The following is an 11,935-nucleotide window of genomic DNA, read 5'->3' on the forward strand; positions in this document are numbered from 1 at the left end:
GTGTCCGCCGAACGTGTGTTGACTGCGTGTGAAAGCGCTGGGCTACGCCCGCTCGTGGGCGTCGAGGAACGCTTCGAGTCCCGCGAGGTCGTCGGTGTTGAGGTAGTCGACGTCGGCGGCGAGGAGTTCGCCCCAGAGCGCGTCGCGGGCGGGGCCTGCCAGGTCCGGAGTGGCCCAGAAGCGGACCTTGTGCCCACGGGAGTGCGCCGCCGAGATGATCCCGCGCAGCTTCTGGCGCTCGGCCTCGGGGAACGTGCCGACGCCCTGCCAGGTGAAGTTGAGCGTCCAGTTGTCGCTGACCAGCGGGATGAAGGAGGCCGGGGCCGGGACGGGAGCCAGGAGGTCGAGGAGCCGGCCGTCGTAGAAGGCGCGCCGCACGGTCTGCGCCTCCATCGGCACCCGGGCCGCACGGTCGCCGGAGATCACCGCGGTGACCGCGCCGGGGAAGACCCGGCCGTGGGCGTACGTCGTGAACAGGTGCCGGTAGCGGCGCAGATGGCGGTCGAGTTCGAGGTACGTCGACGAGCCCTCGGTCTTGATGTCGATGAGCAGCTGGATCGGCCTGCGGTGACCCCGGTACACCGAGCCGTGGTTGGCCTTCACACGGGCGGCGAGGGGGTCGAGGTAGAGGGATTCGAGCGTGCGGGCCGGATCGAGGTCGATGGGGTCGTGGGCGACGAGGAGCTGGTTCCCGACGAGGAAGATGTCGGCCTCGATGCTGCCGAAGCGGTGGTCGAGGGCGTCGAACAGGGGCCGGGGATGGAGGTAGTCGTTGTGCGCGTGGGCGCGCCACAGCGGGCGCGGCCGGTGCTTGCCCTCGCTCGCCTGCGCCTGCGCGGGCACGGCGATCGAACCCGCGAGGGCGCCGCCGAGGATGGTGAGGGCTCTGCGGCGGGTGGTGAGGGCCATGCTCTGCCTCCCTGAGAGTGCCGATTGGGACCTCAGCGAGTATGCGGTCCCAGCGGTCTCAAGGAGCAGACCCGTGCGGTGAGTTGGCCGGACTGCCGCTGTGCGTTCATTTCGTCCGGGCGGTGCACACAGTAAAGCCCGCCCCAGGTGGGGCGGGCTTCACACAGGTGTACGTCAGGGTGCCCGGAGGTCGACCAGTTCGGCCAGTGCCTCGCGGTGGCCGCCCGCCGTGCCGTACGCGATCGAGTCGGCCTTGGCCCGCTTGAGGTAGAGGTGGGCCGGGTGCTCCCAGGTCATGCCGATGCCGCCGTGCAACTGGACGGCTTCCTCGGCGGCGTGGACCGCCACCGGGGCCGCGTACGCCTGGGCGACGGCGACCGCCACGTCCGCGTCCGTGCTCGCGGTGGCCAGTGCGTCGGCAGCGTTGCGGGCCGCGGCGCGCGTGTTGACGACCTCCAGCCACAGCTGGGCGAGCCGGTGCTTGATCGCCTGGAAGCCGCCGACGGGGCGGTTGAACTGCTTGCGTTCCTTCAGATGGCGGACCGTCTCCGTCAAGCACCACTCGGCGAGGCCGAACTGTTCGGAGGCGAGCAGTCCGGCTCCGGCGCGCAGGGCACGCCGTACGGCGGGTGCGGCGTCCGGGGTGAGGCGGCGCGCGGGGGCTCCGACGAGGGTGACCGTGGCGACCGGCCGGGTCAGGTCGAGGGAGACCTGCGGGGTGACCGTGACACCATCGGCGTCGGCATCCACGGCGTACAGACCGCCGTCCTCCGCCGGAACGAGCAGCACGTCGGCGGCGGCCGCGTCCGCGATGCCGGTCAGCTCCCCGTGCAGGGCGCCCTCTTCATGCCGTACGGACGTGAAGGGCGCCCCGGGCCCGGCGGCCAGCGTCACCGCGAGCGCGCCGATCGTGCGGCCGGACGCCAGCGCGGAGAGCAGCTCGGCGGCCTCGTCGGTCTCGCACGCGAGCAGCGCCTCGGTCGCGACGACGGCACTCGTCAGATACGGGACAGGGGCCACGGCGCGGCCCAATTCCTCCAGTACGACGGCGGCTTCGCGATGCGTGGCGCCCTGGCCGCCCAGCGACTCCGGGACGAGGAGGCCCGCGAGACCCATGCCGTCGCCGAGGACCTTCCACAGCTCGGGATCGTGCAGCTGATCCGACTCCGTGCGGGCTATGACGCCCGGCGCGTCGCAGTGGTCGGTGAGGAGGTCGCGGACAGCGGCGCGCAGCGCCTCTTCCTCTTCCGAGTACAGGAGATCGGGCTGGGTGCGCGTCGTCATCGGGCCAGGTCCTTCCAGGCGACGTCCTTGTCGGTGCGCGGCTCGGAGGGCAGGCCCAGCACGCGTTCGGCGACGATGTTCAGCAGGACCTCGCTGGTCCCGCCCTCGATGCTGTTGCCCTTGGAGCGGAGGTAGCGGTAGCCGGCGTCGCGGCCCGTGAAGTCGACGAGTTCGGGGCGACGCATCGTCCAGTCGTCGTACAACAGGCCTTCCTCGCCGAGCAGTTCGACCTCCAGGCCGCTGATCTCCTGGTTGAGGCGGGCGAACGCGAGCTTCATGCCGGAGCCTTCGGGTCCCGGCTGGCCCGCGACGAGCTGCTGGCGCAGGCGTTCGCCGGTGAGCCGGGCGACCTCGGCCTCCACCCACAGCTTCAGGAGCCGCTGGTGCAGGTCATGAGTGCGCAGATCGGGACGCTCACGCCAGGTCTTAGAGACCGGGCCGATCATGCCGCCCTCGCGCGGTATGCGCATGCCGCCGATGGAGACCCGCTCGTTCATCAGCGTGGTCTGCGCGACGCGCCAGCCGTCGCCGATCTCGCCGAGGCGATGCGCGTCGGGGATGCGGACGTCGGTGAGGAACACCTCGTTGAACTCGGCCTCGCCGGTGATCTGCCGCAGCGGCCGCACCTCGACGCCCGGGTCGGTCATGTCGCAGATGAAGTACGTGATGCCGCGGTGCTTGGGCAGGTCCGGGTCGGTGCGTGCGATGAGGATGGCCCAGCGGGCGAGGTGGGCGCTGGACGTCCACACCTTCTGGCCGTTGACCACCCAGGCGTCGCCTTCACGCACCGCCCGGGTGCCGAGGGCCGCGAGGTCGGAGCCCGCGCCCGGCTCGCTGAACAGCTGGCACCAGACCTCGTCACCCGCCCAAAGGGGCCTGAGGAAGCGGCTCTTCTGCTCCTCGGTACCGAAGCGGAGGATCGTCGGGGCGGCCATGCCGAGGCCGATACCGATGCGCCGCGGGTCGTTGTCGGGCGCGCCCGCGGCCTCCAGCTCCGCGTCCACAACACCCTGGAGAGAGCGCGGCGCACCGAGCCCGCCGAGGCCCTCGGGGTAGTGCACCCAGGCGAGGCCGGCGTCGAACCGGGCCTTGAGGAAGTCGAGGCGGTCGGTCTCGGCAGGCGGGCGTGCCTCCAGCAACTCACGGGTGCGGCGGCGCAGTTCGGCGGCGTCGAGTACCCCGCTCGTGCTCGCGGCGGCGGTCATGCGGCTGCTCCGTTCTCAAGGGAGGGCACCACGGCGACACGCCCCGTGGTGACACCGTCGCCGACCCGCTGGACGGCGTCGGCGGCCCCGCTCAGCGGTACGCGCTCGCTGACGAGCGGCTTGATTGCACCCCGGGCGGCCAACTCGGTCAGCTGCTCGTGGCAGTGCAGGACCAGCTTCGGGTCCTTGGTGTTGTAGAGGCCCCAATGCAGGCCCAGGATCGAGTAGTTCTTCACCAGCGCGTGGTTGAGACCCGGGCTGGGGATGGTGCCGCTGGCGAAGCCCACGACCACGATGCGGCCCTCGAAGGCGACGACCTTGGCGGACTGCGTGTAGGCCTCGCCGCCGACCGGGTCGTACACGACGTCGGCGCCCCGGCCGCCGGTGGCCTCCTTCACGGCGGCGACGACGTCCGCGGCGCGCCGGTCGACGACCACGTCGCAGCCCAGCTCGCGGGCGACGGCCGCCTTGTCGGCGCCGCCGACGACGCCGATGACCGTGGCGCCCGCGGCCTTGCCGAGCTGCACCGCCGCGCTGCCGACCCCTCCTGCGGCAGCGTGGACGAGCAGCGTCTCGCCGGCCTCCAGACGAGCCCGGCGGTGCAGGCCGAACCAGCCTGTCTGGTAGCCGATGTGCAGCGCGGCCGCCTCGGCGTCGTCCAGCGACTCGGGCGCGGGCAGCAGGGCAGCGGCGTCCGCGACGGCGTACTCGGCGAAACCGCCGTACGGCAGCGCGGGGTTGGCGATCACCCGGCGCCCGTCCTCGGTCTCCGCGCAGATCTCCACGCCCGGCGTGAACGGCAGCGGCGGCCTGACCTGGTAGTGGCCCCGGCACATCAGTACATCCGGGAAGTTGATGTTGGCGGCGCGCACCTTCAGCAGGACCTGGCCGTCACCGGGCGTGGGCGGCTCCACGTCCTGGAGCCGCATCACCTCGCGCGGCTCGCCGTTCTCGTGTACTTGCCATGCCTGCATGCGGGGCCTCCACAAGACCGTGTTCGCTTGGTTCGCCTCAGGGGTCGTCTGACCGGGGTCCATCGCATACTAAGCGGTCGCTTGCCCGTCTGGGAACAGCCTGTACCGGTCGGTCTCAGTCGTCTTCGCCACTCCTCCGCTTCGGCCGCGCCCGTACGTGCATCCGCTCCCCCTGCCGTCCGAAGAGGCTCAGGAACTCGACCGGCCCCTCCCCCGTCGACCCGAACCAGTGGGGCACGCGCGTGTCGAACTCGGCGGCCTCCCCGGCGCCGAGTACGACGTCGTGCTCGCCGAGCACCAGGCGCAGCCGCCCGGAGAGCACGTACAGCCACTCGTAGCCCTCGTGCGTCCGCGGCTCCGGCTCCATCGTCCGCTGCGGTTCGAGCACCTTGTAGGCCTGGAGGCCGCCGGGCTGGCGGGTGAGGGGCCAGTGCGTGCGGCCGTAGCGGACGATGGGCTTGGCCGCACGGATGCGCGGGTCGCCCACCGGCGGGGCTCCGACGAGTTCGTCGAGGGGGACCTGGTGGGCGCGGGCGATGGGCAGCAGCAGTTCCAGGCTGGGTTTGCGCAGGCCGGACTCCAAGCGGGAGAGGGTGCTCACGGAGATTCCGGTCGCGGTGGAGAGCCCCGCGAGGGTGGCGCCGCGCTCCTTGCGGATGCGGCGCAGCCGCGGGCCGACCTCCGCGAGGACGTCGTCCGTGTCGGTGCCGGTGCCGGTTTCCTCATGCTCCTGGTGCTGCTCGTGCTCGCTCATATCCGTATTGCAGTTTCGGCAAAGAGGTTTGTCAATACGGCAGCGGTCGCGCGACCTTTTCGGTGGAGGTGGTCACCGTGACCGAGAGGTACGAATACGAAGTGGTCGTCGTCGGAGGCGGCGCGGCCGGGCTGTCCGCCGCGCTCGTGCTGGGACGGGCGCGACGGAGTGTGCTCGTGATCGACGCGGGCCGGCCGCGCAACGCGCCGGCCGCGCACATGCAGGGCTATCTGTCGCGGGACGGGATGTCACCGGCCGAGTTCCTCGCCGTGGGGCGCGAGGAGATCGCGCGGTACGGCGTCGAGCTCGTCCGGGACCGGGCGGTGGACGTGGCCCGGGACGCGGACGGGGAGTTCGACGTGACGCTCGAAGCCGGGCGCACGGTGCACGCGCGCCGGCTGTTCGTCGCCACCGGCCTCGCGGACGAACTGCCGACGGTGCCGGGTGTCGCCGAGCGCTTCGGGCGGGATGTGCTGCACTGCCCGTACTGCCACGGCTGGGAGGTGCGGGACCAGGCCTTCGGCGTGCTCGCCACGACCCCGATGGGCGTGCACCAGGCGCTGATGGTCTCCCAGTGGTCCAAGGACGTGACCCTGTTCCTGCACACGGTCGCCGAGGACGAACTCTCGGACGATGATCTGCGCAGGCTGGCGGCGGCCGGGGTCTCCGTGGTGCCGGGCGAGGTCGCGGGGCTGGTCGTCGACGACGACCGGCTCACCGGGATCCGTCTCGCGGACGGCACGACGCACGAGCGCTCGGTGCTGTTCGTCGCGCCCCGGGCCGTCCCGCGCACCGGCCTCCTTGAGCAGCTCGGCGCCGAGCTGCAGGAGACACCTTTCGGCACGTATCCGGTGGTCGACGCGACGGGTCTGACGAGCGTGCCCGGTGTCTGGGCGGCGGGCAACGCGATCGGTTTCGGCGAGCAGGTCGTGAACGCGGCGAGCGGCGGCTACCGGGCGGCGGCCACGATCAACGGAGAGCTGCTCTTCGCGGACCTCGACGCGGCCGTCCGGGTGTAGACCGGACTCCTCCGTTGCACCATGGCTGCATGCTGCTGACCCGGCTCGCCCGTGTGTCCCAGGAGGTCGCCGCCACCTCGGCGCGGTCCCGGAAGATCGCTCTGCTCGCGGAGCTCTTCCGGGACGCCGAGGCGGACGACGTGCCGATCGTCATCCCGTATCTGGCGGGCCGCCTTCCCCAGGGGCGGCTCGGTGTCGGCTGGAAGATCCTCAGCGCACCCGTCCCGCCCGCCGCGGAGCCCACGCTGACCGTGCGCGACGTGGACGCGCGCCTCACGGAGCTCGGCCAGGTCTCCGGCACCGGCTCCCAGGCGCAGCGGGCGCGGCTGGTCGGGGAGTTGATGGGCGCGGCCACCGAGCCCGAGCAGCGGTTCCTGCTCGGGCTGCTCAGCGGTGAGGTGCGGCAGGGCGCCCTCGACGCCGTCGCCGTCGAGGGCCTCGCCCAGGCGACCGGAGCGCCCTCCGCCGACGTACGGCGGGCGGTGATGCTGGCCGGTTCGCTCCAGACCGTGGCGCGGCGACTGCTCGCCGACGGACCGGCGGCCCTCGACGAGTTCCGGCTCACCGTCGGCCTCCCCGTCCTGCCGATGCTCGCGCACAGCGCCTCGTCCGTCGCCGAGGCGATCGACAAGCTGGGCGCCTGCGCGGTCGAGGAGAAGCTGGACGGCATCCGAGTCCAGATCCACCGCGACGGCGACGACGTACGCCTCTACACCCGCACCCTGGACGACATCACCGATCGGCTGCCCGAACTCACCTCAGCCGCAGGGGAGTTGAAGGGCGAGCGCTTCATCCTCGACGGCGAGGTCATCGCGTTCGACGAGGACGGGCGGCCGAGGTCGTTCCAGGACATCGCCGGTCGTGTGGGCTCGCGCGTGGACGTCGCCACGGTCGCCGAGGCCGTCCCCGTCTCCCCCGTCTTCTTCGACGCGCTGTCCGTGGACGGCCACGACCTGCTCGACCTGCCGTTCGCCGCCCGCCACGCGGAGCTGGCCCGCCTGGTGCCCGAGCCGATGCGCGTACGACGCACGCTCGTGGCCGACCCGGCGGACGCGGAAGCACGGGCCGCCGCCGAACAGTTCCTCATCGACACGTTGAAGCGCGGCCACGAGGGCGTCGTACTGAAAGGCCTCGACGCCCCCTACAGCGCGGGCCGCCGCGGAGCCTCCTGGCTGAAGGTCAAACCCGTACACACCCTGGACCTGGTCGTACTGGCCGCCGAGTGGGGCCACGGGCGACGCACCGGCAAGCTCTCCAACCTGCATCTGGGCGCGCGCAATCCGGACGGCTCCTTCGCCATGCTGGGCAAGACCTTCAAGGGCATGACGGACGCGATGCTGACCTGGCAGACCGAGCGGCTCCAGGAACTCGCCGTCGAGGACAACGGCTGGGTCGTGACCGTACGCCCCGAGCTCGTCGTCGAGATCGCCTACGACGGTTTGCAGCGCTCCACGCGCTACCCGGCGGGCGTCACCCTCCGCTTCGCCCGGGTCGTGCGCTACCGCGAGGACAAGACCCCGGCGCAGGCCGACACCGTCGAGACCCTGCTCGCCGCACACCCGGAGGCAGCCCCGTGACCGCCGCGAAACGCAGCGCGGGCCTGCTCCTGTTCCGCCGCGCCGACGACGGCATCGAGGTGTTGCTGGGCCACATGGGCGGCCCGTTCTTCGCCCGGCGCGACGCCGGCGCCTGGACCGTGCCGAAGGGCGAGTACGAGCCCGACGAGCCGGCCTGGGACGCGGCACGCCGCGAGTTCCAGGAAGAGCTGGGCCTGCCCCCGCCGGACGGCGAGGCCGTCCCCCTGGGCGAGGTCAGACAGACGAACGGCAAGATCGTCACGGTCTGGGCCGTCGAGGCAGACCTCGACGTGGCGACCGTGGTCCCGGGCACGTTCACGATGGAGTGGCCACGGGGGTCGGGCCAGGCCCAGGAGTTCCCCGAGCTCGACCGGGTGGAATGGCTGAGCCTGGACCGGGCACGGCCCCTGCTGGTCAAGGCCCAGACAACGTTCCTGGACCGCCTCGCAGAGCAGAGGGGCTGAGGGGGACGCGCCCCGTAAGGGGCGCGGGGAACTGCGCGCCCCAGCCACATACGGTCCGCACTTTAAGTACCAGACGTTGCGGCGCTTCCCACCAAGCGAGAGGGTCGAAGACACATCCCGCACCGGAGGTCAGCTATGCCCATCGCAACGGTGAACCCGGCGAACGGCGAGACGCTCAAGACCTACGACGCCCTGGGCGCCGAGGAGATCGAGCACCGGCTCGCAACAGCCGAGGCCGCATTCCGCACCCACCGCACCACCTCGTTCGCCGAGCGCTCCCGGCTCCTGCACAACGCCGCCGACCTGCTCGACAAGGACCAGCAGGACATCGCCCGCGTGATGACCACCGAGATGGGCAAGCCGATCAAGCAGGCCCGCGCGGAGGCCGCGAAATGTGCGAAGGCGATGCGCTGGTACGCCGACCACGCCGAGGAACTCCTCACTGACGAGGAGGCGGCGCAGGCCCAGGCGCAGGACTCCGGCGCCTCCCGGGTCCTCGTGCGCTACCGCCCGCTCGGCCCGGTCCTGGCCGTCATGCCGTGGAACTTCCCGCTCTGGCAGGTGATCCGCTTCGCCGCGCCCGCGCTGATGGCGGGCAACGTGGGCCTGCTCAAGCACGCCTCGAACGTGCCGCAGACCGCCCTCTATCTGGAGGACCTGTTCCGCCGGGCCGGCTATCCGGAGGGCTGCTTCCAGACGCTGCTCATCGGCTCGGGTGCGGTCGAGGGCATCCTGCGCGACCCGCGGGTCAAGGCGGCCACGCTGACCGGCAGCGAACCGGCCGGGCGTGCGGTCGCCTCGGCCGCCGGGGACGAGGTCAAGAAGACGGTCCTGGAACTGGGCGGCAGCGACCCGTACGTGGTGATGCCGTCGGCGGACGTCGACCGGGCGGCGAAGACCGCGGTGACGGCCCGGGTGCAGAACAACGGACAGTCGTGCATCGCCGCCAAGCGGTTCATCGTGCACACCGACGTGTTCGACGCCTTCGCCGAGCGTTTCAAGGCGGGCATGGAGGCCCTGAGGGTGGGCGACCCGCTGGACGAGGACACGGACGTCGGCCCGCTCTCCAGCGAGCAGGGCCGCAGCGACCTGGAGGACCTCGTCGACGACGCCGTCGAGAGCGGTGCGACCGTCCTGTGCGGCGGCGAACGCCCCGACGGGCCCGGCTGGTACTACCCGCCCACCGTCCTCGCCGACATCACCTCCGAGATGCGCATCCACCACGAGGAGGCCTTCGGGCCCGTCGCCACGCTCTACCGCGCCGCCGACCTCGACGAGGCGGTGGCCATCGCCAACGACACACCGTTCGGGCTGAGTTCCAACGTCTGGACCCGCGACGAGACCGAGGTCGACCGCTTCGTACGCGATCTGGAGGCCGGCGGGGTCTACGTCAACGGGATGACGGCGTCCCACCCGGCGTTCCCGTTCGGCGGGGTCAAGCGGTCCGGCTACGGACGCGAGCTCTCAGGACACGGAATCCGCGAGTTCTGCAACATCACCACGGTATGGCACGGAGCGTGAGCGTTCCGCAGTTACGATCCCCTCTGTGAACCGCGAAGTGACTCTGCCTCTGATCGTCGACGACCGCGGTACGTTGCAGGTGGCTGCCGCCGATGTGAGCAAGTTGTTGCGTACGGTCGGTGGGCGATGGCTGCATTTGGTTGAAGCCGGACAGGACGGGCTGGACGAGGACACGGTGGCGACGTTGACCATCGAACTCGCCAAGCTTGCCGACCGTATCGACGTGGCGTGCATCGCGCACAGTAGTGGGACCTCGTCCGGCTGACGCGCACGGCTACTGGACCCTCTGGTCCAGTTCCCACAGCGCGTGCCAGAAATTCGCCTCGTAGCTCGCCAGCAGGCGGCCGTACCGGTGGACCTCGTCCTCGTTGATCTGCCCGGCGTCGAGCCCTGCCTGCACGGCGGCCAGGGCTTTCTGGTCGAGGTCCGGCGAGGGCTCGGCGAAGAAGTCGAAGAAACCGCAGGCCCCGTCGTCGAAGCCGTAGTGGCCGCGCAGGGCCTCGGCGATCGCGGCGCAATAGCCGCCCCACGCCGCGAAGTTGGCACTCAGCGCGAGCACCACCACGGCCGGTGAGCCGTTCAGGGCGAGCCAGGCGACATAGGCCGGGTATGCCTGGCAGTCGGCGAGCGGCTCGTACGCCGCCTCCCTCGACGCGTCCACGCCGCAGGCGGCCGCGTACGCGTCGAGCCGGTCCTGGGCCAGGGCCTCACCCTCCGCAAGCAGGCCGAAGAAGACGGCGCACTCGGGCCCGGCGGGCTCCGACTCGGTGTCCGGTCCTTTGCCGGCCGACCGTTCGGCCAGATGGAGGAACGCCCGGCGGTCCGCGGCGATCACCTGGCGCTGCTCGAGGGCGAGGGCCGCGAGCGTGTCGCGCCGTGCGGCGCCCCGGGCGATCAGCGGCAGCAGGCGGTTGGCGTGCGGGTCCGGGGCGAGCTTTCCGACGGTGGTCTCCAGCAGTTCCCTGGCCGTCCGCGTCATCGCGTACTCCTTCGGTTCGGCTGACTCGAGGCCCCTTCGACCAGGGTCGCACGCGATCCGGCCGTTCCCCGGTTTGGAGTAGTCCGACGAGATATCCCCGCCGCTCGGGGTGATCGTGGTGGAACCACCCTTCCGCCGAGGAGAGGGAGTTCCCCGGCGGGCGAGAGAAGGCGCAGGCACATGGCGACTTTGTGCAGACCCGCGGTGTCCGTTCCCGAGTACGTGATCACGATGGAAGAGACGCTCGAACTGGCGCGCTCCCGCCATCCGGGCCACCCCCAACTGCCGCTCGCGCTACGGCTGATCGAGAACACCGGTGTATGCACCCGGCACATCGTGCGGCCCATCGAGGAAACCCTGAAGCACCCTGGTTTCGAGGCACGCAACAAGATCTACAAGGCCGAGGCGAAGGCCCGTGTCCCGGCGGTCGTGCAGCGCGCCCTCGACGAGGCGGAGCTCCTCGCCTCCGACATCGATGTGATCATCTACGTCTCGTGCACGGGCTTCATGATGCCCTCGCTGACGGCCTGGCTGATCAACTCGATGGAGTTCACCAGCGACACCCGCCAGATACCCATAGCCCAGCTCGGTTGTGCGGCCGGCGGGGCGGCCATCAACCGGGCGCACGACTTCTGCACCGCGTACCCCGAGGCCAACGCCCTCATCGTGGCCTGCGAGTTCTGCTCGCTGTGCTACCAGCCGACCGACCTCGACGTCGGCTCGCTGCTGTCCAACGGCCTCTTCGGAGACGGGATCGCGGCGGCCGTGGTCCGCGGCCGCGGCGGCGAGGGCATTCACCTGGAGCGCAACGGCTCGTACCTGATCCCCAAGACCGAGGAGTGGATCATGTACGACGTCCGGGCCACCGGCTTCCACTTCATGCTGGACAAGCGGGTGCCGACCACGATGGAGCCGCTCGCCCCGGCCCTCCAGGACCTGGCAGGACAGCATGGCTGGGACGCCTCCGACCTGGACTTCTACATCATCCACGCCGGGGGTCCGCGGATCCTCGACGACCTCAGCAGGTTCCTCCAAGTGGCACCGGAGGCCTTCCGGTTCAGCCGGGCGACGCTCACCGAGTACGGGAACATCGCCAGCGGCGTCGTCCTGGACGCGCTGCGCCGGCTGTTCGAGGAGGGCGGTCCCCACCACCGGGCGCGCGGACTGATCGCCGGCTTCGGGCCGGGGATCACGGCAGAGATGGCACTGGGCCGCTGGCACCGTACGAGCAAAGAGACGGCATGACATG

The 11,935-nt window shown here is 71.2% G+C and carries 12 protein-coding genes; 6 read left to right on the forward strand and 6 right to left on the reverse strand.

From position 1 onward, the window contains the following. Positions 1-42 precede the first annotated feature (42 nt). The 5 genes from GAS53_RS00815 to GAS53_RS00835 form a co-directional block, all read right to left on the reverse strand. Positions 43-909: a phosphatidylinositol-specific phospholipase C/glycerophosphodiester phosphodiesterase family protein gene (locus tag GAS53_RS00815; RefSeq protein ID WP_151475395.1), complete on the reverse strand. Its 867-nt coding sequence runs from the start codon at positions 907-909 to the stop codon at positions 43-45. A gap of 174 nt (positions 910-1,083) precedes the next feature. After that, positions 1,084-2,193, reverse strand: a complete 1,110-nt coding sequence (locus GAS53_RS00820; protein ID WP_151475396.1) for an acyl-CoA dehydrogenase family protein — start codon at positions 2,191-2,193, stop codon at positions 1,084-1,086. Continuing rightward, on the reverse strand, positions 2,190-3,398 hold the full coding sequence (locus GAS53_RS00825; RefSeq protein WP_151475397.1) for an acyl-CoA dehydrogenase family protein: 1,209 nt from the start codon (positions 3,396-3,398) through the stop codon (positions 2,190-2,192). Before GAS53_RS00825 ends, GAS53_RS00820 begins: the two co-directional genes overlap by 4 nt. After that, positions 3,395-4,372, reverse strand: a complete 978-nt coding sequence (locus GAS53_RS00830) for an NADPH:quinone oxidoreductase family protein (RefSeq protein ID WP_151475398.1) — start codon at positions 4,370-4,372, stop codon at positions 3,395-3,397. The genes GAS53_RS00825 and GAS53_RS00830 overlap by 4 nt, the downstream gene beginning before the upstream one ends. A gap of 115 nt (positions 4,373-4,487) precedes the next feature. Beyond that, positions 4,488-5,126 (reverse strand): helix-turn-helix domain-containing protein, encoded by a 639-nt coding sequence (locus GAS53_RS00835; protein WP_151475399.1) that lies wholly within the window; start codon positions 5,124-5,126, stop codon positions 4,488-4,490. Between the two features lie 62 nt (positions 5,127-5,188). Between GAS53_RS00835 and GAS53_RS00840 the strand changes: the two genes are divergently transcribed. The 5 genes from GAS53_RS00840 (at position 5,189) to GAS53_RS00860 (ending at position 9,972) form a co-directional block, all read left to right on the forward strand. Beyond that, positions 5,189-6,145: an NAD(P)/FAD-dependent oxidoreductase gene (locus tag GAS53_RS00840; protein ID WP_151475400.1), complete on the forward strand. Its 957-nt coding sequence runs from the start codon at positions 5,189-5,191 to the stop codon at positions 6,143-6,145. 29 nt (positions 6,146-6,174) lie between these two features. Beyond that, entirely contained in the window at positions 6,175-7,722 is a 1,548-nt protein-coding gene (locus tag GAS53_RS00845) for an ATP-dependent DNA ligase (protein ID WP_151475401.1), read from the forward strand. After that, positions 7,719-8,186 (forward strand): NUDIX domain-containing protein, encoded by a 468-nt coding sequence (locus GAS53_RS00850; RefSeq protein WP_151475402.1) that lies wholly within the window; start codon positions 7,719-7,721, stop codon positions 8,184-8,186. The genes GAS53_RS00845 and GAS53_RS00850 overlap by 4 nt, the downstream gene beginning before the upstream one ends. 135 nt (positions 8,187-8,321) lie before the next feature. After that, the gene (locus GAS53_RS00855; protein ID WP_151475403.1) at positions 8,322-9,707 is read left to right on the forward strand and encodes an NADP-dependent succinic semialdehyde dehydrogenase; all 1,386 of its coding nucleotides are present in this window, start codon (positions 8,322-8,324) and stop codon (positions 9,705-9,707) included. A 25-nt stretch (positions 9,708-9,732) separates the two neighbouring features. Continuing rightward, positions 9,733-9,972 carry a DUF6213 family protein gene (locus GAS53_RS00860; RefSeq protein ID WP_151475404.1) on the forward strand — a complete coding sequence of 80 codons (240 nt, stop codon included), beginning with the start codon at positions 9,733-9,735 and terminating at the stop codon, positions 9,970-9,972. 9 nt (positions 9,973-9,981) lie between these two features. On the opposite strand, the gene GAS53_RS00865 is transcribed toward GAS53_RS00860, so the two are convergent. Next, positions 9,982-10,686 carry a transcriptional regulator gene (locus GAS53_RS00865; RefSeq protein ID WP_151475405.1) on the reverse strand — a complete coding sequence of 235 codons (705 nt, stop codon included), beginning with the start codon at positions 10,684-10,686 and terminating at the stop codon, positions 9,982-9,984. A 180-nt stretch (positions 10,687-10,866) separates the two neighbouring features. Here GAS53_RS00865 and GAS53_RS00870 point away from each other — a divergent pair, with 180 nt between their 5' ends. After that, the gene (locus GAS53_RS00870) at positions 10,867-11,931 is read left to right on the forward strand and encodes a type III polyketide synthase (RefSeq protein ID WP_151475406.1); all 1,065 of its coding nucleotides are present in this window, start codon (positions 10,867-10,869) and stop codon (positions 11,929-11,931) included. The last annotated feature ends 4 nt before the right edge of the window (positions 11,932-11,935 follow it).

The sequence above is a fragment of the Streptomyces albicerus genome, assembly GCF_008905045.1.
Taxonomy (GTDB): Bacteria; Actinomycetota; Actinomycetes; order Streptomycetales; family Streptomycetaceae; genus Streptomyces; species Streptomyces albicerus.